The sequence below is a fragment of the Pseudomonas sp. X10 genome (genome assembly GCF_054889225.1).
The window spans coordinates 5,518,672-5,541,150 of sequence record NZ_CM142677.1; the positions used below are offsets into that span (position 1 = coordinate 5,518,672).

26 protein-coding genes are annotated in these 22,479 nt (G+C 62.9%); 18 read left to right on the forward strand and 8 right to left on the reverse strand.

What is annotated here, in order from left to right; all coding sequences use genetic code 11:
* The first annotated feature begins 117 nt into the window (after positions 1-117).
* Entirely contained in the window at positions 118-1,512 is a 1,395-nt protein-coding gene (gene argH, locus ACYU03_RS25085; protein ID WP_461887289.1) for an argininosuccinate lyase, read from the forward strand.
* An 81-nt stretch (positions 1,513-1,593) separates the two neighbouring features.
* Here argH and ACYU03_RS25090 read toward each other — a convergent pair whose 3' ends face one another.
* Positions 1,594-2,256, reverse strand: a complete 663-nt coding sequence (locus ACYU03_RS25090; protein WP_461887290.1) for a glutathione S-transferase — start codon at positions 2,254-2,256, stop codon at positions 1,594-1,596.
* A 146-nt stretch (positions 2,257-2,402) separates the two neighbouring features.
* Between ACYU03_RS25090 and ACYU03_RS25095 the strand changes: the two genes are divergently transcribed.
* From ACYU03_RS25095 to ACYU03_RS25105, 3 genes are all read left to right on the forward strand, one after another.
* Positions 2,403-2,702 carry a hypothetical protein gene (locus tag ACYU03_RS25095; protein WP_461887291.1) on the forward strand — a complete coding sequence of 100 codons (300 nt, stop codon included), beginning with the start codon at positions 2,403-2,405 and terminating at the stop codon, positions 2,700-2,702.
* Positions 2,703-2,774: 72 nt separating this feature from the next.
* Positions 2,775-3,020 carry a TIGR02647 family protein gene (locus ACYU03_RS25100; RefSeq protein WP_461887292.1) on the forward strand — a complete coding sequence of 82 codons (246 nt, stop codon included), beginning with the start codon at positions 2,775-2,777 and terminating at the stop codon, positions 3,018-3,020.
* 165 nt (positions 3,021-3,185) lie between these two features.
* Entirely contained in the window at positions 3,186-6,041 is a 2,856-nt protein-coding gene (locus ACYU03_RS25105) for a class I adenylate cyclase (RefSeq protein WP_461887293.1), read from the forward strand.
* A 27-nt stretch (positions 6,042-6,068) separates the two neighbouring features.
* On the opposite strand, the gene rnk is transcribed toward ACYU03_RS25105, so the two are convergent.
* The 3 genes from rnk to cyaY all read right to left on the reverse strand — a co-directional run bounded on the left by rnk (position 6,069) and on the right by cyaY (position 7,168).
* Positions 6,069-6,479, reverse strand: coding sequence for a nucleoside diphosphate kinase regulator (gene rnk / locus ACYU03_RS25110; RefSeq protein WP_461887294.1), 411 nt, complete (start codon positions 6,477-6,479; stop codon positions 6,069-6,071).
* Positions 6,480-6,612: 133 nt separating this feature from the next.
* Positions 6,613-6,834, reverse strand: a complete 222-nt coding sequence (locus ACYU03_RS25115; RefSeq protein WP_461887295.1) for a DUF1289 domain-containing protein — start codon at positions 6,832-6,834, stop codon at positions 6,613-6,615.
* 1 nt (position 6,835) lies between these two features.
* Positions 6,836-7,168, reverse strand: a complete 333-nt coding sequence (gene cyaY, locus ACYU03_RS25120; RefSeq protein ID WP_461887296.1) for an iron donor protein CyaY — start codon at positions 7,166-7,168, stop codon at positions 6,836-6,838.
* A 206-nt stretch (positions 7,169-7,374) separates the two neighbouring features.
* On the opposite strand from cyaY, the gene lptM reads away from it, so the two are divergent.
* Genes lptM through ACYU03_RS25150 form a run of 6 tightly spaced genes read left to right on the forward strand, consistent with a single transcriptional unit; the run spans position 7,375 to position 11,925 of the window.
* Complete coding sequence (gene lptM, locus ACYU03_RS25125) at positions 7,375-7,518, forward strand: LPS translocon maturation chaperone LptM (protein ID WP_461887297.1); 144 nt, start codon at positions 7,375-7,377, stop codon at positions 7,516-7,518.
* A gap of 9 nt (positions 7,519-7,527) precedes the next feature.
* Positions 7,528-8,775: a diaminopimelate decarboxylase gene (gene lysA / locus ACYU03_RS25130; RefSeq protein WP_461887298.1), complete on the forward strand. Its 1,248-nt coding sequence runs from the start codon at positions 7,528-7,530 to the stop codon at positions 8,773-8,775.
* A gap of 4 nt (positions 8,776-8,779) precedes the next feature.
* A complete protein-coding gene (dapF, locus tag ACYU03_RS25135; protein ID WP_461887299.1) occupies positions 8,780-9,610 on the forward strand; it encodes a diaminopimelate epimerase in 831 nt (276 codons plus the stop codon).
* A 13-nt stretch (positions 9,611-9,623) separates the two neighbouring features.
* Positions 9,624-10,334: a DUF484 family protein gene (locus tag ACYU03_RS25140; RefSeq protein ID WP_461887300.1), complete on the forward strand. Its 711-nt coding sequence runs from the start codon at positions 9,624-9,626 to the stop codon at positions 10,332-10,334.
* Positions 10,334-11,233 carry a tyrosine recombinase XerC gene (xerC, locus tag ACYU03_RS25145; protein WP_461887301.1) on the forward strand — a complete coding sequence of 300 codons (900 nt, stop codon included), beginning with the start codon at positions 10,334-10,336 and terminating at the stop codon, positions 11,231-11,233. The genes ACYU03_RS25140 and xerC overlap by 1 nt, the downstream gene beginning before the upstream one ends.
* Positions 11,230-11,925 (forward strand): HAD family hydrolase, encoded by a 696-nt coding sequence (locus ACYU03_RS25150; protein WP_461887302.1) that lies wholly within the window; start codon positions 11,230-11,232, stop codon positions 11,923-11,925. The genes xerC and ACYU03_RS25150 overlap by 4 nt, the downstream gene beginning before the upstream one ends.
* 140 nt (positions 11,926-12,065) lie before the next feature.
* Here the strand turns inward: ACYU03_RS25150 and sutA are convergent, their stop codons facing one another.
* The 3 genes from sutA to glnK form a co-directional block, all read right to left on the reverse strand.
* Positions 12,066-12,392, reverse strand: a complete 327-nt coding sequence (gene sutA / locus ACYU03_RS25155) for a transcriptional regulator SutA (RefSeq protein ID WP_461887303.1) — start codon at positions 12,390-12,392, stop codon at positions 12,066-12,068.
* Between the two features lie 473 nt (positions 12,393-12,865).
* Positions 12,866-14,188 carry an ammonium transporter gene (locus tag ACYU03_RS25160; RefSeq protein WP_461887304.1) on the reverse strand — a complete coding sequence of 441 codons (1,323 nt, stop codon included), beginning with the start codon at positions 14,186-14,188 and terminating at the stop codon, positions 12,866-12,868.
* Positions 14,189-14,230: 42 nt separating this feature from the next.
* Positions 14,231-14,569: a P-II family nitrogen regulator gene (gene glnK / locus ACYU03_RS25165; protein WP_002555808.1), complete on the reverse strand. Its 339-nt coding sequence runs from the start codon at positions 14,567-14,569 to the stop codon at positions 14,231-14,233.
* Positions 14,570-14,976: 407 nt separating this feature from the next.
* Here glnK and ACYU03_RS25170 point away from each other — a divergent pair, with 407 nt between their 5' ends.
* From ACYU03_RS25170 to ACYU03_RS25205, 8 genes are all read left to right on the forward strand, one after another.
* Entirely contained in the window at positions 14,977-15,240 is a 264-nt protein-coding gene (locus tag ACYU03_RS25170) for an accessory factor UbiK family protein (RefSeq protein WP_461887305.1), read from the forward strand.
* Between the two features lie 5 nt (positions 15,241-15,245).
* Complete coding sequence (locus tag ACYU03_RS25175) at positions 15,246-15,599, forward strand: gamma-glutamylcyclotransferase family protein (protein ID WP_461887306.1); 354 nt, start codon at positions 15,246-15,248, stop codon at positions 15,597-15,599.
* Between the two features lie 40 nt (positions 15,600-15,639).
* Positions 15,640-16,068 carry a TOBE domain-containing protein gene (locus tag ACYU03_RS25180; RefSeq protein ID WP_461887307.1) on the forward strand — a complete coding sequence of 143 codons (429 nt, stop codon included), beginning with the start codon at positions 15,640-15,642 and terminating at the stop codon, positions 16,066-16,068.
* 75 nt (positions 16,069-16,143) lie between these two features.
* A complete protein-coding gene (locus tag ACYU03_RS25185; RefSeq protein ID WP_461887308.1) occupies positions 16,144-16,434 on the forward strand; it encodes a DUF3077 domain-containing protein in 291 nt (96 codons plus the stop codon).
* Between the two features lie 94 nt (positions 16,435-16,528).
* Positions 16,529-18,016 (forward strand): YifB family Mg chelatase-like AAA ATPase, encoded by a 1,488-nt coding sequence (locus ACYU03_RS25190; RefSeq protein WP_461887309.1) that lies wholly within the window; start codon positions 16,529-16,531, stop codon positions 18,014-18,016.
* A 191-nt stretch (positions 18,017-18,207) separates the two neighbouring features.
* Complete coding sequence (locus ACYU03_RS25195; protein WP_461887310.1) at positions 18,208-18,468, forward strand: DUF2790 domain-containing protein; 261 nt, start codon at positions 18,208-18,210, stop codon at positions 18,466-18,468.
* 32 nt (positions 18,469-18,500) lie between these two features.
* On the forward strand, positions 18,501-19,517 hold the full coding sequence (locus ACYU03_RS25200) for an alpha/beta hydrolase (RefSeq protein ID WP_461887311.1): 1,017 nt from the start codon (positions 18,501-18,503) through the stop codon (positions 19,515-19,517).
* Positions 19,518-19,666: 149 nt separating this feature from the next.
* The gene (locus tag ACYU03_RS25205; protein WP_461887312.1) at positions 19,667-21,094 is read left to right on the forward strand and encodes a mechanosensitive ion channel domain-containing protein; all 1,428 of its coding nucleotides are present in this window, start codon (positions 19,667-19,669) and stop codon (positions 21,092-21,094) included.
* 1 nt (position 21,095) lies between these two features.
* Here the strand turns inward: ACYU03_RS25205 and amaA are convergent, their stop codons facing one another.
* Complete coding sequence (amaA, locus tag ACYU03_RS25210) at positions 21,096-22,382, reverse strand: L-pipecolate oxidase (RefSeq protein WP_461887313.1); 1,287 nt, start codon at positions 22,380-22,382, stop codon at positions 21,096-21,098.
* Between the last annotated feature and the right edge of the window lie 97 nt (positions 22,383-22,479).

A 22,479-nucleotide genomic window follows, 5' to 3' on the forward strand; every position in this document is an offset into this window, starting at 1 on the left:
AGCGCCGTGCCCATGGCAACTGCTCGTATTTCTCTCGACCGGCGTCCTGCGGCAGCCGCGCCAACCCTGCTATTATCGGCGCCACTTTTTTCGTTCACGCCTTCAATGAGTGAATCCATGAGCACCGACAAGACCAATCAGTCCTGGGGCGGCCGCTTCAGTGAGCCCGTCGACGCCTTCGTCGCCCGTTTCACCGCTTCGGTCAATTTCGACCAGCGCCTGTACCGCCACGACATCATGGGTTCGATCGCCCACGCCACCATGCTGGCGAAGGTCGGCGTCCTTACCGATGCCGAGCGCGACACCATCATCGACGGCCTGAAGACCATCCAAGGTGAGATCGAGGCCGGGACTTTCGACTGGCGCGTCGACCTGGAAGACGTGCACATGAACATCGAGGCGCGCCTGACCGACCGCATCGGCATCACCGGCAAAAAACTGCACACCGGCCGCAGCCGCAACGACCAGGTGGCCACCGACATCCGCCTGTGGCTGCGCGACGAGATCGACCTGATCCTGGCCGAAATCACCCGCCTGCAGCAGGGCCTGCTGGAGCAGGCAGAGCGCGAAGCCGAGACCATCATGCCCGGCTTCACCCACCTGCAGACTGCCCAGCCTGTGACCTTCGGCCACCATCTGCTGGCCTGGTTCGAGATGCTCAGCCGCGATTACGAGCGCCTGGTGGATTGCCGCAAGCGCACCAACCGCATGCCCCTTGGCAGCGCTGCGCTGGCCGGCACCACCTACCCGATCGACCGCGAACTCACTTGCCAGCTGTTGGGGTTCGAGGCGGTTGCCGGCAACTCGCTGGACGGTGTGTCCGACCGCGACTTCGCCATCGAATTCTGCGCAGCTGCCAGCGTAGCGATGATGCACCTGTCGCGCTTCTCCGAAGAACTGGTGCTGTGGACCAGCGCGCAATTCCAGTTCGTCGACCTACCTGACCGTTTCTGCACCGGCAGCTCGATCATGCCGCAGAAGAAGAACCCAGACGTTCCGGAACTGGTACGTGGCAAGAGCGGCCGCGTGTTCGGCGCCCTGACTGGCCTGCTGACCCTGATGAAAGGCCAGCCGCTGGCCTACAACAAGGACAACCAGGAAGACAAGGAGCCGCTGTTCGACGCCGCCGATACCCTGCGCGATTCGCTGCGTGCCTTCGCCGACATGATTCCGGCGATCAAGCCCAAGCACGCCGTCATGCGTGAAGCGGCCCTGCGCGGCTTCTCCACCGCCACCGACCTGGCCGACTACCTGGTCCGCCGTGGCCTGCCGTTCCGCGACTGCCACGAGATCGTCGGCCACGCGGTGAAGTACGGTGTCGACACTGGCAAGGACCTGGCCGAGATGAGCCTGGACGAACTGCGCCAGTTCAGCGACCAGATCGAGCAGGACGTATTCGCCGTGTTGACCCTGGAAGGCTCGGTGAACGCCCGCAACCACATCGGCGGCACCGCGCCGGCACAGGTCCGCGCTGCCGTGGCGCGTGGCAAGGCGCTGCTAGCTTCGCGTTAAAGCGCAACTGCTGCGCACTCCATACAGGTAGGAGCCATCGCCAACTGACGCTGGCTCCTACCAATTAGCCTTGCCCTGGGATCAACGCTTGCCGCTGCGCATCATCTCCAGGAACGCCGGCATCTGCGCGTCCTTGTCGGCCTCAATCTTCTGAATATGCGGGTTCTGCGCCAGTAGCTCGAGCAACGCCTTGGCCTGCGGGAAGTCCTCCAGCAAGTCGATATCCAGCACCTTCTTGCCCACAACCCAGGCCAGATCGACCGAGAAGCAGAACATCAGGTCGGCCAGAGTCAACTGCTCACCGGCCACATAAGGCGCGAAGCGACCGTTGCGCTTGAGCGTGGCGATGCCCGCCAGCAGTTCGCTGCGGGCCTTTTCCTTGATCGATGACTCGACCTGCATGCCGAAGAACGCCTGCGCGTAACAGGTACGTGCCGGCAGCTCGATGTACAGCTCGATTTCCTTGGTCAGCTCGCGCACCTTGGCCTGGGCGAAGGCATCGACAGGCAACAAGGGCGTACCCGCCTGGGTCTGCTCGATATATTCGAGAATCACGCTGGTCTCGCTGACAAAGCCGTGTTCGGTCTCCAGCACCGGTACCTTGCCGCGCGGGCTGATGGCCAATGCTTGCGGGCTCTGCCCAGCGAAGAACAGCACCTCTTCGAAAGGCAGGCCTTTTTCCAGCAGCGCCAGCTTTACCATGTTGTAGTAATTGCTGACCGCAAATCCGTGAAGCTTGAGCATGAAAAACAGCCTCCAGGCCGTGAGGGGTTGGCTGGGCTGTTATAGACCCCAGGCCCCCTTCTGGCCAGCTTCATACGCGCCGTCGATGACCGGGCATTGCCAGCGCGGGCATGGCAAACTGTGCTTCCCACCACAGGAGTAGCGCCATGAGCGAGCCCACCGATATCGACAACAACGATGAAGAAGCCTTCGCCGAGGCGACCCTGACCCAGGCCATCGAAAACCAGATCGACAGTGGCGAACCACCTGCCGCCAAGGCCACCTTCAACAAGCTCACCCTGGTCGGCTACGAGCGCGAGGACATCCTGAACCTCATGGCCCACGTGCTGGCCATTGAGATCGACGCAATGCTCGAACAAGACCGCCCGTTCAACGGTGAATGGTACGAAAGCGCCCTGCGCGCCTTGCCGGAGCTGCCGCCTGAGTCAGATCAAGGCGACGAGTGAAATACTGACTACACTGCAAGACCAGGCACCGGCGTCGGTGCCGCCGTCCTTGTCTGGAAGTCAGGAGTCATCATGTCCTTCACCCCCGAACTGATCGCCGAACTGGAAGTACTCGCCCTGTTCAACCTCGACAGCCACCAGGAAGGCATCAAGGTTCACACCAATGCCTCTCCTGCGCTGATCGCCGCCGCACGGCGCCTGCACGACAAGCAATTGACCTCTCTGCCCGACGGCGGCTACCTGACCAGCCTGGGGCTGGATGCCGCCGAACATGCCCAGCAACTGCTGACCATTCTCAAGGTGACCGAGCCGGCCTGAATCCGAATACCTGTGCAGGAGCCAGCGTCAGCTGGCGATGGCTCCTGCCGTAGTGCGCCAATAGCCCTGCGGAGGAAATGGCGCCAATAAATCAAATAGCGCTTAATCCGACTCCCACACTCAGGCTAAACTCCACCCGTGCTCCACGGATGGCCTGAGTATGCAATGAACCGCCCGCACGAAATTCGCCCCGACCTGGATGAAGGCATCGACCGCAAGGTGCTGACCAAGCTGCGAGCGCGTTTCCTGCAACTCAACCAGGGCCGCCTGGACCGTGCAATGGAAGGCTTGTCCAGCCGCCAGCAACAGGTGTTGACCCTGTTGCCGTTGTTCTTTCACGTCAACCACCCGCTCTTGCCAGGCTATGTGTCCGGCAACACGCCGGCCGGCATCTCGACCTTCGAACCCGATGCCAACCTGTTGGCCGAAGCCCAGCGCCTGACCCGCTCGTTCTCCTATAAAGCCCGCCACGGCAATCCGCCGCGACCGATCCATGGCGTGTTCCTGATGGGCAGCCTAGGCACCCTCGCCCAGGCCGAGCAAAGCGACATGGACTTATGGATCTGCCATGCCGCGGACCTGAACGAGAGCGAACTGGCAGAGCTTCGCAGGAAATGCCGATTGCTGGAGACCTGGGCCGCGAGCCAGGGGGCCGAAGCCCATCTGTTTCTGATCGAGCCGCAAGGCTTCGTCCAGGGCGAGCGCGATGGCCAGCTCAGCTCAGATGATTGCGGCACAACCCAGCATTACCTGCTGCTCGACGAGTTCTACCGCACAGCGATCTGGCTAGCCGGGCGCACTCCCTTATGGTGGCTGGTGCCGGTGTACGAGGAAGCGAACTACCGGGAATACACCCAGACGCTGCTGTCCAAGCGCTTCGTCCGCGCCGAGGACAGCCTCGACCTCGGACACTTGGCGCACATTCCGCCGGGCGAATTCGTCGGCGCAGGGCTCTGGCAACTGTTCAAAGGCATCGACTCACCTTACAAGTCTGTGCTCAAGCTCTTGCTGACCGAGGTCTACGCCAGCGAACACCCTGGCGGGCGCTGCCTGAGCCTGGACTTCAAGCAGGCGGTGTTCGCCAACCGCCTCGACCTGGACGAGCTCGATCCTTACATGATGGTCTACCGACGCATCGAGCAGTACCTGCAGCGCCGGGGTGAGAACCAGCGCCTGGAGCTGGTACGGCGCAGCCTGTACCTGAAGGTGAACAAGAAACTCAGCGGGTTGGCCAGGCAACGCAACGGAGGCTGGCAGCGCCAGCTGCTGGAGCGGTTGGTCGCCGAGTGGGGGTGGGATGAACGCCAGTTGGCTCTGCTCGACAGCCGCGGCCAGTGGAAGGTACGCGAGGTGGCCAACGAACGTCGGGAGTTAGTGGCCGAGCTGAACCATAGCTACCGTTTTCTCAGCCAGTTCGCCCGCGACCAGAACGCCAGCAGCCGCCTCGACCAGCGCGACCTCAACGTGCTTGGCCGTCGTCTGTACGCAGCTTTCGAACGCCGCGCGGGGAAAGTCGAGGTGATCAACCCGGGCATCGCCCCGGACCTGGCCGAAGGCACCCTGACGTTGGTCCAATCCCCTAACCGCAAGGAACCTGGGACGCACCAGTGGGGCCTGTACAGCGGCAACCTGGGCGTGCACGAATGGGAGCACTTCAGCCCGATCAAGCGCTGCCGCGCACTGCTCGAGTTGCTCACCTGGGCGCACCGCAACGGCGTGATCGACAATAGCACCCGCCTGGCCCTGCACCCGGGTGTCAGCGACTTGAGCGAGTTCGAGCTGTTCAACCTGCTGGGCAGCCTGCAGCAGAGCGTACCTCTGCCGCTGACGACCGTCAGCGAGGTCCGCCTGCTGCAACCGAGTGTGGCCGACGAGATTCTGCTGCTGGTCAACGTCGGCATCGACCCGCTGCGCCAACATCGCGACCTGAACATTCTGATGACCACCGAGCGCACCGACTCATTGAGCTATGCCGGTGTGCGCGAGAACTTGGTGCTAACCCTGGACCAGGTCACCCTCAACAGTTGGAACGAAGTGCTGGTACAGCGCTATGACGGCGAACATGCACTGGTGCGGTGCCTGCGTGACTACCTGAATGGCTTGGGGCAACACCCTCATCGGCCACGCCTGCGGGTGCACTGCTTCTGTCACAACCGCGCCCACGCCATCAGCCAGCGCGTGGAAGAGGTGTTCGAAACGGCGCAACGGCTGCTCGATCAGGGCCTGAGCCACCGCTACCTGCTGCAGGTGCAGCAGCATACCCACGTCCTTGAACTCCAGGCCGGTCAAGTCATCTTGGTCACCCTGGAGGGTCATGATGCCGTTTTGCGCTACCTGGGCGAGGAACGCAGCGAATACAGCCCCTTGTACCTGGACCCCAACGCCTTGCAGGACCATGACCTGCCCCTGCTGCTGGAACAGGGCCAGCCCCAGTGCATCCAGGTGTTCTACCGGCTGCTGGACGGCTGGGCCGATATCCATGTGCTGGATGAACACAACGCCCTCTGGCAACAACGCCTACCGCTGCATGACGAGTACAACCTACTGTTGCCGTTGCAGCGCTTCTTCCAGTCGATCATGGCCCGGCGCGAGGCCCAGTTGCCTCTCGACAGCCTGCGACAGGCCTCGATAGGCATCCTCTACTACCAGTTACTGCCCTCGGGAGGCGGCAAGGTCCGCAGCCTGGAGTCGCGCCCGGCACCGACTGACAGCATCGGCCAGTCATTCTACGAGGTACAGGCGATTCTCCAGACCGGCGTCGGCGACGAGGTAGATGTCACCCTGTATTACAACCAGCAGGCGTTCTCCCTGCTCGAACATGGGGACCAGCTGTACGCCGTGGTCGCCCGCCAGATCATCCAGCAGCGCCAAGGCGCCGGGCACTGCTACATCACCGATCTGGACTTGTCCGGGCTACTGGCCAATGACCAGGGTTCGACCATCCTCTACCTGCGCTACAAGCGCGAGCTGGAACAGGCGCTCAACGACAGCCTGGCGCAGGCGCTGGAGGAGATGACTTGATGATCGAGGGCCAAGCCCCCGCAGGGATCAGAGGTCGAAATCGCCGGCCGCTTCAGGCTGGTATTCGACCTCCAGCAGCTTGAGCTTGAGGGTCTTGCCGCCTGGCGCCGGCCAGTCGATCTGCTCGCCCACCGACAGGCCCAACAGCGCGCAACCGATTGGCGCCAACACCGAGACCTTGCCTTCGGGACCGGCGTCCTTCGGGTAGACCAGGGTCAGGTGGTAATCCTTGCCGCTGGCCTCTTCACGGCAATGAACCCGCGAGTTCATGGTCACCACGCCGGCCGGGACCTCCTCGTGACCGACTACCTGCTCGGCGCGGTCCAGCTCGTCCTGAAGGGCGAGCACACCCGGCGTACTTTCATCGAGGCTGTCGATCAGACGCTCGAGACGCTGTACGTCCAATCGGGTGAGGATAAGGGAAGGCTTGGTGCTCATGATCCAGTCAGACTCCTTTTTTACCGGGCAAATAAAGCAAAACCCCGCCCAAGGGCGGGGTTTGTGGGGTGCTCGGCAAGGCCGATGCACTATCGACACTACCACAGCCGGGCAAATACACAAGTGCCCGGCGTCAGTGCGTCGCGGCCTCCTGGCGCCGTGCCAGGGCCTCACGGCAGATCTGCCGGCGCCGCTCGTCATCGGCCGAACGCCACTGGCGGATATCCTCCACATGGCGAAAGCAACCGGTGCAGACCTTGTATTCGTCCAGCCGGCAGACACTGATGCAGGGCGAAGGCACCGCCGGGCTGACGTTGCTATAGAGCGGCTTTGGCGGCCGTGCCGGAGTGCTCATCTCAGATCTCTTCGAAGTCCAGCTTGACGCCAGCACGTTCCCAGACGATACGTTCGAGCATCTCGCCCAGCAGCTCTTCGCTCTTCTCGCAGACCCACTTGCCGCTGTCTTCGTCGTAGTCGAAGTGGAAACCACCCGAACGGTCAGCCAGCCACAGCTGGCGCAAGGGCTCCTGGCGACTGAAGATCAGTTGGCTGCCGTTGTCGAACTTGATGGTCAGCACTCCGGCCGAATTTTCCATGTCCAGGTCCAGGTCACTCTCATCGAACAAGTCTTCCAGGGCCTGTTGGGTCGCGTCGACCAGGTCGTGAAAACGCGCTTCGGTCAAACTCATTGCAAGAACCTCGAATATGGCTGCACACATGCAAGCCGGGCACGATACGAGCGCGGCGTGGCGAATGCAAAGGATAACACCGCCGAGCCCCGCTCCTTGTTTCATTCCCGGCCACGCCCCGCCGGGCGGGCCGGTAGCTGCATAGGCAAGCAGGCGGTCGCTCGGTATACTCGGGCGCAATACTGCTTATTTCAAAGGATTTCGCCATGAAGCGCCTGATTTCCTCCCTCGCGGCGCTGGTCGCGGTTGCTTGCCTGGTTTCGGCCTGCGGCCAGAAGGGCCCACTGTACCTGCCTGATGACGGCAAGGACGGCAACACGTCGCATCAGCACCAGCACCAGCACCAGTAAGGGAACCCCATGGACGCTTTCAACTACCGCGACGGTGAACTGTTCGCGGAAGGCGTGGCCCTGTCGGCCATCGCCGAACGTTTTGGCACCCCCACCTACGTTTATTCGCGGGCGCACATCGAAGCCCAGTACCGTAGCTATGCCGACGCCCTGCAAGGCACCTCCCACCTGGTTTGCTTCGCCGTCAAGGCCAACTCCAACCTGGGTGTGCTGAATCTGTTGGCGCGCCTGGGCGCCGGTTTCGACATCGTCTCCGGCGGTGAGCTGGAGCGTGTGCTGGCCGCCGGTGGGCGCGCCGACCGCGTGGTCTTCTCCGGAGTCGGCAAGACCCGCGAAGACATGCGCCGCGCCCTGGAGGTGGGTGTCCACTGCTTCAACGTCGAGTCCGCCGACGAGCTCGAACGCCTTCAGCAAGTCGCTGCCGAGCTGGGCGTGCAAGCTCCGGTCTCGCTGCGGGTCAACCCGGATGTCGACGCCGGTACCCACCCGTACATCTCCACCGGCCTCAAAGAAAACAAGTTCGGCATCGCCATCACCGAAGCCGAGGCCCTGTATGTGCGCGCCGCACAGTTGCCGAACCTGGAAGTGGTCGGCGTCGACTGCCACATCGGCTCGCAACTGACTACCCTGGCCCCCTTCCTTGATGCCCTGGACCGCCTGCTGGTGCTGGTCGACCGCCTGGCCGAGTGCGGCATCCACCTGCGTCACCTGGACTTGGGTGGCGGTGTCGGTGTGCGCTACCGCGACGAAGAGCCGCCACTGGTGGCCGACTACATCAAGGCTATCCGCGAGCGTATCGGCGAACGCGACCTGGCCCTGGTGTTCGAGCCAGGCCGCTATATCGTGGCCAACGCTGGCGTCCTGCTGACCCGCGTGGAGTACCTCAAACACACCGAACACAAAGACTTCGCCATCATCGACGCGGCGATGAACGACCTGATCCGCCCGGCCCTGTACCAGGCCTGGATGGGGGTCAGCGCCGTGCAGCCGCGCGAGGGCGAAGGCCGCGCCTATGACCTGGTCGGGCCGATCTGCGAGACCGGCGATTTCCTGGCCAAGGAGCGCGTACTGAACCTGGCCGAAGGTGATTTGCTGGCCGTTCACTCGGCTGGCGCCTATGGTTTCGTCATGAGCTCAAACTACAACACCCGTGGCCGCTGCGCCGAAGTACTGGTCGATGGCGACCAGGCCTTCGAAGTGCGTCGTCGCGAAACCGTGGCCGAGCTGTTTGCCGGCGAAAGCCTGCTGCCGGAGTGAGCCCATGCTGCTGCGTTTTACCAAGATGCACGGGCTGGGCAACGACTTCATGGTCCTCGACCTGGTCAGCCAGCACGCGCACATCCAGCCCAAACACGCCAAGCAATGGGGTGACCGGCACACCGGCATCGGCTTCGACCAACTGCTGATCGTCGAAGCGCCGAGCAACCCGGACGTAGATTTCCGCTACCGGATCTTCAACTCCGATGGTTCCGAGGTCGAACAGTGCGGCAACGGAGCGCGCTGCTTCGCCCGCTTCGTGCAAGACAAGCGCCTGACCGCGAAAAAGCGCATCCGCGTCGAAACCAAGGGCGGCATCATCGAGCTGGACGTGCGCAACGATGGCCAGGTCTGCGTAGACATGGGCCCGCCACGGCTGGCTCCGGCAGAAATCCCCTTCGACGCCCCGACCCAGGCCTTGAGTTATCCTCTGGACGTTGCCGGTCGCAGGGTCGAGCTGGCGGCCATTTCCATGGGTAACCCCCATGCCGTGCTGCGGGTCGATGACATCAAGACCGCGCCGGTGCACGAGCTCGGCCCCCAGATCGAACACCACCCGCGCTTCCCGCAACGGGTCAACGTCGGCTTCCTCCAGGTCATCGACCGTCACCGCGCCAATCTGCGCGTCTGGGAGCGCGGCGCCGGGGAAACCCAGGCCTGCGGCACCGGCGCCTGTGCCGCTGCGGTAGCCGCCATCAGCCAAGGTTGGATGGAATCGCCGGTCTCCCTTGACTTGCCCGGCGGACGCCTCACCATCGAGTGGGCAGGCCCCGGCAAGCCGGTATTGATGACCGGCCCAGCCGTGCGCGTGTTCGAAGGACAGGTTCGTCTCTAAACGAGTATCCGCCATGACCGATCAGCACCAGGCTTCAACCGAGCAGGCCAGCAACCTCGATGCCGAGGCGGTGGCGACTTACCTGCGCGCCAACCCGACCTTCTTCGCCGAGCACGACGAACTGCTCGGCGAGCTGCACATTCCCCACCAGCGTGGCGACAGCGTGTCGCTGGTGGAACGTCAGCTCAAGCTGCTGCGTGACCGCAACATCGAGATGCGCCACCGACTCTCGCAGTTGATGGACGTGGCCCGCGACAACGACCGTCTGTTCGACAAGACCCGTCGGCTGATCCTCGACCTGCTTGACGCCAACAGCCTGGAGGAAGTGGTGATGGCCGTCGAAGACAGCCTGCGCCAGGAGTTCCAGGTGCCCTTCGTCAGCCTGATCCTGTTCAGCGAAAGCGCCACGCCGGTGGGCCGGTGGGTCAACAGCAGCGAGGCTCAGCAGGCCATCGGCGGGTTGCTGGGCAGTGGCAAAACGGTGAGCGGCAGCCTGCGCGACCATGAGCTGGACTTCCTGTTCGGCGAGGAGCAACGCAAGGAGGTCGGCTCCAGCGCGGTGGCCACGCTCGAATACCAAGGCCTGCACGGCGTGCTCGCGATCGGCAGCCGCGATCCGCAGCACTACAGGAGCACCGTCGGCACCTTGTTCCTCAGCTACATCGCCGAAGTCCTCGGCCGCGTCGTACCGCGCTTTACCCAGACCTTGCGTCAGGTGCGCTGATGAAGCACCAGCTGGAAGCTTATTGCGCACACCTGCGCAACGAGCGCCAGGTGTCCGAACACACCCTGCTGGCCTACCGCGGCGATCTCGACAAGGTCCTCGAATACTGCGACAGCCAAGGCATCGCCAGCTGGAATGCCCTGCAGATCCAACACTTGCGCCAGCTGGTGGCGCGCCAGCACCATCACGGCCAGTCCTCGCGCAGCCTGGCACGGCTGCTTTCAGCGGTGCGTGGTTTCTACCGCTACCTCAACCGTGAAGGCCTGTGCCAGCACGATCCGGCCAACGGCCTGTCGCCGCCCAAGGGTGAGCGACGCCTGCCCAAGACCCTGGATACCGACCGCGCCCTGCAGTTGCTCGACGGCGCCGTGGATGACGACTTCATCGCCCGTCGCGACCAGGCGATCCTCGAACTGTTCTATTCTTCCGGCCTGCGCCTTTCGGAGCTGACCGGCCTGGACCTGGATCAGCTCGACCTCGCTGCCGGGCTGGTCCAGGTGCGCGGCAAGGGCAGCAAAACCCGTGTCCTGCCGGTGGGCCGCAAAGCCCGTGAAGCCCTGGAACAATGGCTGAAACTGCGCGGCATCAGCGCGCCCCAAGACAATGCCGTGTTCCTCAGCCGCCAAGGCCGGCGCCTTGGCGCGCGGGCCATCCAGCTAAGGGTCAAGGCCGCCGGTGAACGCGAGCTGGGCCAGCACCTGCACCCTCACATGCTTCGCCATTCCTTCGCCAGCCATCTGCTCGAATCGTCCCAGGACCTGCGTGCGGTGCAAGAGATGCTCGGCCATGCCGACATCGCAACCACGCAGATCTACACTCATCTGGACTTCCAGCATTTGGCCGCGGTGTACGACAGCGCCCATCCCAGGGCCAAACGCAGCAAAGGCAGTGACTCATGAGCATCAAGCTGATCACCTTCGACCTGGACGATACCCTGTGGGACACCGCGCCAGTGATAGCCAGCGCCGAGGTCGTCCTGCGCGACTGGCTGCAAGCCAATGCACCGACACTGGGCGGCGTGCCGGTCGAGCACCTGTACGCCATTCGCGAGCGTCTGGTCCAGGCTGAGCCCGGCCTGAAACACCGCATAAGCGCCCTGCGCCGGCGTGTGCTGTTCCATGCCCTCGAGGAAGTCGGCTACAGCGAGAAGCATGCCCAGGACCTGGCCAACGAAGGCTTCGAAGTGTTCCTCCATGCGCGGCACCAGGTCGAGGTCTTCCCCGAGGTCCAGCCGGTGCTGGAAATCCTGCGCCACCACTACACGCTCGGGGTGGTCACCAATGGCAATGCCGATGTGCGCCGCCTGGGCCTGGCCGACTACTTCAAGTTCGCCCTATGCGCCGAGGATATCGGCATCGGCAAGCCCGACCCCGAGCCCTTTCTCGAGGCCCTGCGTCGGGGTGAAGTGGATGCTCGGGCGGCCGTCCACATCGGCGACCACCCCGGTGACGACATTGCCGGCGCCCAGCGTGCCGGCCTGCGGGCGGTCTGGTTCAACCCCCGGGGCAAGGCCTGGGACGCCGAGACGCCACCTGACGCGGAAATCCAGCGCCTGTCACAGTTGCCTGACGTCTTGGCTCGCTGGCGCTGAGCCGACCCAGATCCCTGCAGCACCCCGCGTCAGCTGGCAAGGCTTCGCCTTGTATCGCCAGCTGACGCTGGTTCCTCTCCCCTGAAGAGACGCACAAAAAAGCCCGCAGCGACGGCGGGCTTTCTTGCTGACGAAACCACTCAGATAGGGCGGCTACCGTACTTGTTGTCCGGCTTCTTGGGTGGATCTGCGACCACGTTGGCCTCGACCTCCTGGACCTTGCCGCCACGGGCCAGGAACTCTTCCATGGCCTTGGCCAGCGCATCGCGCTCCTTCTGCTTGGCTTCCATGCTGGGCATCTCGTCTACCGAGACCGCAGTCTTGGCCTTGCCCTTGACAGCCGGTGCAGGGCTGTCGTCGTCGCCAGCGTCTTCCGCTACATCGTCCGCCGCTGCTTCGAGGCCTTCATCACCTTCGTCTTCGTCGCCTACTTCGAGGTCATCATTTTCCAGATCGTCGTCGCTCATGTTCTACCTCATGACTTTCGAAAAGCAGATTAGTTATAGACCAGTGTTGCCGTAGACCGACAGCCACCAGTGAAAATTCAGGGCCGTGGGGTGGCCACCGCCCGGGCATCTCCCTCGAATACCGAGGGGTACCGTGCAAGTTCTGCTCCTGGCAGGACCTGACGAAAAATCAGAGCCACCAACCGGAGTTCATCGGCTTCGCCCAAGAGGGCAGCGCACTCATTGGCAAGCCTAGCAAAGGGTGGCGAAGTGCGCGGACAGGTCGTCAGCACCCTTCGGCGCGCATTCTAGCGCGCCCGGAGAAAAAGCAAAGCACCTAAAACGCACTCGAGTCTGTAAGTTTTCGGGCTACAGCTGGCAAGCGTTTCGAGCGCCTGTAAAACTGCGGTAGGAAACCGTTTGCACCTACCAATCCAAGCAAAATTCGGACAAAAAAATGCCCGGCAAGCCGGGCAAGTTTTTTTCAGCGGTAGTTACAGGTTGTAACCACGCTCGTTGTGCTGAGCCAGGTCGAGGCCGACCGACTCTTCTTCTTCGTTGACCCGCAGGCCCATCACCACATCCAGTACCTTGAGGATCACGAAGGTCACAATAGCGGTGTAGACCACGGTGAAGATCACGCCCTTGGCCTGAATCCAGACCTGGGCAGCAATGTCGTCGACCTCACCGAAACCACCCAAGGCAGGCGCGGCGAACACACCTGTGAGGAGCGCGCCGACGATACCGCCGATACCGTGTACGCCGAAGGCGTCCAGGGAGTCGTCATAGCCAAGCTTACGCTTGAGGCTGGTGGCGCAGAAATAGCAGATCACGCCAGAAGACAGGCCGATCACCAGGGCCCCCATCGGGCCAACGGTGCCGGCGGCCGGGGTGATAGCCACCAGGCCTGCGACCACACCCGAAGCGATACCCAGGGCGCTCGGTTTGCCGTGGCCGATCCACTCGGCGAACATCCAGCTAAGGGCAGCGGCAGCGGTGGCGATCTGGGTTACCAGCATGGCCATGCCAGCATTACCGTTGGCCGCGGCGGCGGAGCCTGCGTTGAAGCCGAACCAGCCGATCCACAGCATGGCCGCGCCCACCAGGGTGTAGCCCAGGTTGTGCGGCGCCATCGGCGTGGTCGGGTAGCCTTTACGCTTGCCCAGCACCACACAGGCCACCAAGCCAGCGACACCGGCATTGATGTGCACCACGGTGCCGCCGGCGAAGTCCAGCACACCCCAATCGCCCATCAGCGCGCCATCGCCGCCCCAGACCATGTGCGCGATCGGCGCGTAGACCAAGGTGAACCATACGCCCATGAAGATCAGCATGGCGGAGAACTTCATGCGCTCGGCGAAGGCACCGACGATCAGCGCCGGCGTGATGATGGCGAAGGTCATCTGGAAGGTGATGAAGACGGCTTCAGGGAAGGCCTCGGTCAGACTGTCAGGCGTGACGCCACTGAGGAAGGCCTTGGAGAATCCACCTACGAAGGAGTTGAAGTTAACTACGCCCTGTTCCATACCGGTGGTATCGAACGCCAGGCTGTAGCCGTAGACCACCCAGAGGATGCTCATCAGGCCGGTGATGGCAAAGCACTGCATCATGACCGATAGCACGTTCTTCGAACGCACCATACCGCCGTAGAACAGGGCCAGGCCCGGAATGGTCATGAACAGCACCAAGGCTGTGGCGGTCAGCATCCAGGCGGTATCGCCGGAGTTGAGCGCGGGAGTCGCCTCCTCTGCCAAGGCCAAGCCGGGCATTGTGAGGGACAATAGGGCTCCTAGCCCTGCGATCTTACGCAGAGTCATGTTGTTTTCTCCTGGGGCGTTGGGGTTTGTGAGGCTTTTTTGTCAGATCGCGTCGGTATCGGTTTCGCCGGTACGGATGCGGATCGCCTGCTCCAGATTGACCACGAAGATCTTGCCGTCACCAATCTTGCCGGTATTGGCCGCCTTGGTGATGGCCTCGATCACCCGGTCCAGATCCTTGTCGTCGATAGCGACATCGATCTTCACCTTGGGCAGGAAGTCGACCACGTACTCGGCGCCGCGATACAGCTCGGTGTGGCCCTTCTGCCGACCGAAGCCCTTGACCTCGGTGACGGTGATGCCCTGCACGCCGATTTCCGACAGCGACTCGCGCACGTCGTCCAACTTGAACGGCTTGATGATGGCAGTGACTAGCTTCATGAAACTTTCTCCCGAATTAGTGGACTTGCCCCAGGAAAACAAACCCGTCTCAAGTCTAAGCGCAGCGCCTGGCTTTGTAACGCATCGTCGGCCTCAATCCCTGACCGACAATGCAATCCGGCTATGGCAAACGAACTTCCGGTTTCACCTGCGCACTGCCTGGTCACAAGGGACTGCATCAGTGCATGGCTCGCTCAGGACATTGCAGAAACCTTGCCAGGTCCGACAATCCGCCAAAAAACAGCTAGTTGCGCCAAATACTCGGGTTTGGCCAGTCGCCAGCATGGCTGTGACGCACAGTTTCGGTGCGCACCCCGGCATCGCGATGCGCAAAAAGTGTGCAACACGAGCACACTTTTGCCCCGTGCTACACTGACGCCCTTTCAACGACCAGCGGACAGCCCAACATGCTCGCGCCCAAAGCCTTTCTCGATGCCCTGAGCGACCAGGCCTCGCGCCTGTTCAGTGGCGACACCGCACAACCGCGCGCCGAACTCGAAGGCCAGTTCAAAGCCCTGCTGCAAGGTGCTTTCAGCAAGCTGGAACTGGTCAGCCGTGAAGAATTCGACAGCCAGATGGTGGTCCTGGCACGCACCCGCGCCCGCCTCGAAGCCCTGGAGGCCCAGGTCGCCGAACTGGAAGCGCGGATGACCCCGCCGGGCGAGCAGTAACCACCATGCAGCCATCCCGCGACTATCCGGTATTGCTGTTCTCCTACGGCACCCTGCAGGACAAGGCCGTGCAACTGGCCAACTTCGGCCGCGAGCTGACTGGCCAGGCCGACCACATGCCCGGCTATCGCCAGGACTGGGTCGAGATCACCGATCCAGATGTCCTGGCCACTAGCGGCAAGACCCATCACCCCATCGTCTCGCCCAGTACCAACCCCGACGACAGCGTCGCCGGCATGGTCTTCCAGATCAGCGAGACGGAACTGGCAGCTGCCGACCGTTATGAAGTAGCGGACTACAAGCGCGTGGCCGTGACCCTGGCCTCGGGGCTGACCGCCTGGGTTTATGTCCGCGCCTGATCCCTCAGGTGCGATGGTTGATCACACGGAGCGTCAAACCATGAAAGTCAGTGCACGCAATGTTTTCAAAGGTACCGTCAGCAGCGTCCAACCCGGTGCAGTCAATGCCGAAGTGGAACTGACCCTGGCCGGCGGTGAGAAACTGGTGGCCGTGGTCACCATGGCCAGCCTGCACAACCTGGGCATCAACGTCGGCAAGTCCGCCGTGGCTCTGGTCAAGGCGCCCTGGGTGGTACTGATGACCGATGCCGCCGGCTACAAGCTGTCGGCCCGCAACAGCCTGGAAGGCAAGGTGGTGCGCGTCGGCGACGGCGCGGTCAATGCCGAGGTCGTGCTGCAGTTGGCGGGCGGCACCGAAGTCTTCGCCATCGTCACACGCGAGGCCGTCCAGGAGCTCGGCCTCGCACCAGGCGTGACAGCCACCGCGCTGATCAAGGCGTCGCACATCATTCTGGGTGTGGCGCCTTAAGCCCTTTTCCGCGAGCACAGTAGCTGATCGCAGGAACGAAGGCATGCAACAGTCCGGAGGGAGACTCCATGGTTCATGAGAGTCTCTCATTCGGCCAATCGGTTAGTTACTTCAGATACTCCCTATTCCTTGCAGTCAATTTCCCAAACATACTTTTCCCACCTTTGCGCTGTTGTATTCAGTCCCTACACCCTGGAAAAGGCATCCCTGATCATGGGCTGCGTGAAAAAGCTGACACAGCAAGCGGCATTGGATAACGATTACAACGCTGCCTATGCCGCGAATGTCCTGAGTGACCTCGCCAAAGAAGTCGTAGACGACCTGACTTTTGGCCAAGAGTCAGGCCAAGGTTCAACGCCTTCGTAAAACCCGGAAGCAGTCTTTACCCTCCTGGCCTGCGCCACCCCACTATCCTTCCAAAGCCGCAGGACGCGGCCTTTGCCTCGATCATGGAGTGTTCATGTCCCTCGCCCTTGTCCACAGCCGCGCCCAGGTTGGCGTATTGGCCCCGGCTGTCAGCGTCGAAACCCATCTGGCCAACGGCCTGCCCACGCTGACCCTGGTCGGCTTGCCCGAAACGACAGTCAAGGAGAGCAAAGACCGAGTACGCAGCGCGATTCTCAACTCGGGCCTGGAGTATCCGGCGCGTCGCATCACGCAGAATCTCGCGCCTGCCGACTTACCCAAGGATGGTGGCCGCTATGACCTGGCCATTGCCCTGGGCATCCTCGCCGCCAACGGCCAGGTGCCAGTCAACACCTTGAGCGAGATCGAATGCCTGGGCGAGCTGGCGCTCTCCGGTGCCTTGCGCCCGGTGCAAGGGGTACTGCCCGCAGCATTGGCGGCTCGGGATGCCGGGCGGGCGCTGGTGGTGCCAAGGGAAAACGCCGAAGAAGCCTGCCTGGCGTCCGGGCTGGTGGTGTATGCGGTCGGGCATCTGCTGGAGCTGGTGGCGCACCTCAACGGGCAGTCGCCGCTACCGCCGTATGCGGCCAACGGCTTGTTGCTGCACAGCCGCCCCTACCCCGACCTCAGTGAAGTACAAGGCCAGTTGGCCGCCAAGCGGGCATTGCTGCTTGCAGCGGCCGGGGCTCATAACCTGCTTTTCACAGGACCTCCCGGCACCGGCAAGACCTTGCTTGCCAGCCGCCTGCCCGGGTTACTACCACCCTTGAACGAGCGCGAGGCGCTGGAGGTGGCCGCCATCCAGTCGGTCAGCGGGCATACCCCCCTGAACAGCTGGCCACAACGCCCCTTCCGCCATCCGCATCACTCCGCTTCAGGCCCGGCCCTGGTGGGCGGAGGCAGCCGTCCACAACCCGGCGAAATCACCTTGGCACATCATGGCGTGCTCTTTCTCGATGAGCTGCCGGAGTTCGAACGCCGTGTACTGGAAGTGCTGCGCGAGCCCCTGGAATCGGGTGAAATCGTCGTGGCCAGGGCCAAGGACAAGGTCCGCTTCCCGGCACGCTTCCAGTTGGTCGCGGCCATGAACCCCTGCCCTTGCGGTTATCTCGGCGACCCTACGGGACGCTGCCGCTGCAGCAGCGAACAGGTCCAGCGTTACCGCAACAAGCTGTCCGGCCCCTTGCTCGACCGTATCGACCTGCACCTGACCGTGGCCAGGGAAACCACCGTCCTGTCGGGCAATCCCAGCGGCGAGTCCAGTGCCAGCGTCGCCAGTGTTGTCGCAGCCGCAAGAGAGCTGCAGCAGCAACGCCAAGGCTGCGCCAACGCATTCCTCGATCTCAACGGTCTCCGCCGCTATTGCACGCTCACGAAAGCGGACCAGGCCTGGCTGGAAAACGCCTGCGAGCGCCTGACCTTGTCACTGCGCGCCGCACACCGCCTGCTCAAGGTGGCGCGAACCCTTGCCGATCTCGAACAGGTCGAGACCATCACCCGGCCACATCTGGCCGAGGCCCTACAATATCGCCCGGGCGCCTGACCTCCCAGAGAATCCGTGTCGCCGTTTTACTCGATCCTGCCCTGAAAAACCGCTTGGCAGCGGCTCATGCACAGCCTGTATCGCGCTCATAGCGAGCATTTATTTTGCGCGCTAAATATTTTCGCGCAAGATTAATTCACAGAAACAAGCAGCACCTTCCAGATCCCAGACCCAGCTATCGGAGAACCATCATGACCATTCGCAAACTGTTCGCCATCACCCTCGCCACCCTGACGCTGGGCACCAGTGCAGGCGCCTTCGCCCAGGCCACCGAAGCCACTCCTTATCGCTACGGCATGAACCTGGATATCGCCCAAGTGATCGCTATCGACGCACCAACCAACGCCCAAGATCAGGTGGTCACCACGACCATGACCTACCGCGACAGCAGCGGCCGGGTCCAGGCCGTGAGCTACGACCAACTGAACACCAACCGCGCCAACCAGAACTGAAACCGCCGGCCCATCCACAGAGGAGTTAGAACATGAACCTTTCCCGCACCCTGACCGCCGGCCTGCTCACTCTCGCCGTCAACAGCAGCTTCGCCGCCGGCAGCCCCGGCGTGGAACACACCACCCAGGGTTTCCTCGACGCGCTGGCCGCCGGTGGTGGCCAGCCGCTGGAAACGCTCGCCCCCAAAGCTGCACGCGCCGTACTGGTGGATGCCCAGGCGGGAGTCAAGGTGGATCTGTCCGGCATCCAGGTCGAGCGCAAGACCATCCAGGCTGATGGCCAGGCCCTGGAGATCCGGGTGGTGCGTCCCCAGGGCGCGCGTGGTGAGCTGCCGGTGTTCATGTTCTTCCACGGCGGTGGCTGGGTACTGGGGGATTATCCTACCCACGAACGCCTGATCCATGACCTGGTGGTCGGCTCCGGGGCCGCAGCAGTCTATGTCGACTACACACCGTCGCCGGAGGCCAAGTACCCCACTGCTATCAACCAAGCCTACGCCGCGACCCGCTGGGTGGCCGAGCACGGCAAGGAGATCGGCGTGGATGGCAGCCGCCTGGCGGTGGCCGGCAACAGCGTAGGAGGCAACATGGCGGCGGTGGTCGCCCTCAAGGCCAAGGAGGCCGGTACGCCGAAACTGCGCTTCCAGGCCCTGCTGTGGCCGGTGACCGATGCCAACTTCAACAACGGCTCGTACAACCAGTTCGCCGAGGGTCACTTCCTCACCCGCAACATGATGCAGTGGTTCTGGGACAGCTACACCACCGACCCGAAACAGCGCAATGAGATCCATGCCTCTCCTCTGCGCGCCAGCCTGGACCAGCTCAAGGGACTGCCGCCGGCGTTGGTGCAAACAGCCGAGATGGATGTGCTGCGCGACGAAGGTGAAGCCTACGCCCGCAAGTTGGACGCCGCAGGCGTGCCGGTGACCGCCGTGCGCTACAACGGTATGATCCATGACTTCGGTCTGCTCAACGTGCTGAGCCAGGTGCCAGGCACCCGCAGTGCCATGGACCAGGCCGCACAGGCGCTGAAGCAACACCTCAAGTAAACGTCACAACGCACCACCGACAAGGCCGCTCACGCGGCCTTTGTCTATTGGGTCGATCGGCGCAAGAGCGGAGCTGTCCCGCGATCAGTTGATTGTCCACCGAGGCTGCTCTTTACTAGCTCTCAGCCCTCCCCCGCGTCGAGACCATCATGCTGGCCTTCATCCAGGCGTCACCCTTGCTGCTGGGTAGCTTCCTGCTACTGCTCGACCTGGCGCTCTGGCAGTTGATTCCTATCGAGCGACGGCCTTGGCGCATCGCTTCGCGCCTGCTGATCTTCCTGCTGTTCAGTTGGGTGCTGCTGACGGCCGGAATGACTCCGCTGCAACCGCCCCCCTGGGCCGATGACGTACCGCGCAACCTCATGGCAACGGTGCTCGCGATCGCCTGGTGGCTGTTCGGCGCACGCACGGTGACAGTGGTCTTCGGCCTGCTGTTGATCGCCCGCAGCGGCCATACCGGGCGGCTGCTACAGGACGTGATCGGGGCAGTGATCTTCCTGGCTGCGGTGGTCGCTGCCGCAGCCTATGTGATGCAGTTGCCAGTCAAGGGCTTGCTGGCCACTTCCGGGGTGATGGCTATCGTGATCGGCCTGGCGCTGCAGAGCACCTTGAGCGACGTATTTTCAGGCATCGTGCTCAATACCACGCGGCCGTACCAGGTGGGTGATTCGGTTTCCATCGACGGCACCGAAGGCAAGGTGATCGATATCGATTGGCGCACCACTCGCCTGCTCACCGGCACAGGCAGCATGGCGGTGATTCCCAACTCGGTGACGGCCAAGGCCAAGTTGCTCAACTTCAGTCGGCCCAGTGATATGCATGGGGTTTCCATCACTGTAGTGGTGCCTGCGCGGGTACGCCCGAAGCGGGTGCTCGACGCCCTGGACAAAGCCTTGCAAGGCACCAGCGCGCTGCTCGACAAACCGCGCCCAAAAGCAACCGTGAAGAGCTCGACCCTGGAGTCGGTGGAATATGAGGCCAGCGGCTTCGTCGCGGCCATGGACAGGAAGACCGAGGTGCGCAACCAGCTATTCGATCTGGCCCACCGCCACCTCGAGGCCACCGGGGTGATATGGAACAGCAGCAGCGCGACACACCCGCGCAGCCGCCCGCGCGAGCTGCTGGAAGAGGTACGGATTTTCCGTTCGCTGAACGAAGAAGAACGCGATGCGCTCAGCCAGCGCATGACGGCGGTCGAGTACCTGGCGAACCAGATCATCCTGGGTGTCGGGGACAACTCCGGTTACCTGTTGGTGATCGGCAGCGGAGTGGTCTCGGCGTCGATACGTGATGGCGACAAGCTTATCGAAGCCGGGCGCATGGGCCCCGGCGAGGTATTGGGCATAGAAGGCATCGTCGATAGCGAGGGCTCCAATGCCGAGTTCCGCACCCTGACCAGTTGCCTGCTCTACCGTATCGACAAGGAACAGGTGCGCAGCTGTCTGGCCCAGCGCACCGAGGTAGAGTCCGCGCTGAGTAAGCTCCAGCACTTCCGCCGCCAAGCCAGCCAGTCACTGCTGCTGCAAAAGCCACCCCAGATCAAGAAAGGCGGCTTCCTCAGTTGGCTGCACAAATAACTCAGAGCACCACACGCAGGCACTGGCCTGCATGGTACAGGGAGAAGCCGGTCTCGTAGAACGTGGTGCGCAGCGCAGACGCCGACACGGGCTTCATTGGCGAGAACGGAATAGGCAGACTGCCCGGGTCGTCCTGCAGCAGGAATTGAGCGAACGCCTTGCCGATAACCGTACCAGTGGTGTTGCCTCGACCGTTGTAGCCGGTTACCGCGACCAGGCCTGGGGCCGGCTCGAACAGGCGCATCAGGTGATCAGGGGTGAAATCGATGCAACCGGTCCAGTGCATTTCCCATTCGACCTTGCCCAACTCCGGAAAGTAATGGCTCTGGATACGGTCGGCCCAACTGCGCACGAACCAGGCCGGCTTGTTATCTACTCGGCCTAGACTGCCGAGCAACAGACGCCCCTGATCGTCACGGCGAATGCTGCTAAGCACCGTGCGGGTGTCCCAGGAGCCCTGGCCATGCGGCAGCACCTTGTCAGCGGCGTTACCCTGCAATGGCACGGAGGCCACCTGGTAGTAGTAGCCGCGGAAGAACTGCTTCTGCAGGTTGCTCCAGTCGCCTTCGGTGTAGGCGCCGGTGGAGATCACCACCTTGTCGGCCTTGACCGAACCCTGTGCGGTCCTCACTCGCCAAGCGTCGCCTTCGCGCTCCAGGCCTTCGACGGACGATTGCTGGAACAGCTTGCCACCCAGGCGCACCACGGCAGCAGCCAGGCCCTGGGTGTAGCCCATGGGGTTGATGGTGCCGGCGCGGCGGTCGAGCAACGCGGCGGAAATCTTGTCGGTGCCGCAGTATTCCTGGCACTTCGCACCGGTCAGCAGCTCGACGTCGGCACCACGCCGGCGCCATTGTTCGTGGCGAGCCTCCAGGTCAGCGACGCCAGTGGCGTTGTGTGCCATATGCAGCGTGCCCTTGTGCTGGGCCTGACAGTCGATGCCCAAGCGCTCGATCATGGCGAACACTTCGCCCGGCGCCTCGCCAAGCACCTTGTTCAGGCGGCTGCCCTGCTGCTGGCCAAGGGTGCTCTCGACATCGTCGGGACGAATCCAAGTGCCTGCGTTGACCAAGCCGACGTTGCGTCCCGAACCGCCATGGCCGACCTTCCAGGCCTCCAGCAAGATCACTGACCTGCCCTGCTCCAGCAGGTGGATCGCCGCCGACAGGCCGGTGATGCCAGCGCCGATGACACAGACATCAGCCTTGTGCTCACCGGCCAGCGCCTGGGTAGCGAAGGTCGGTTTGGTGACGAATTCCCACAGACATTCTTGACGCAACTCGGGCATGGCCGGCTCCAGCTGTTGTTCTTCTTTGCGGTACATCAAGGGTGTGCAGCGTCTGGTGATTACGGGGGCTTTGCCCTCGAACGCAGCATAAGGCCGC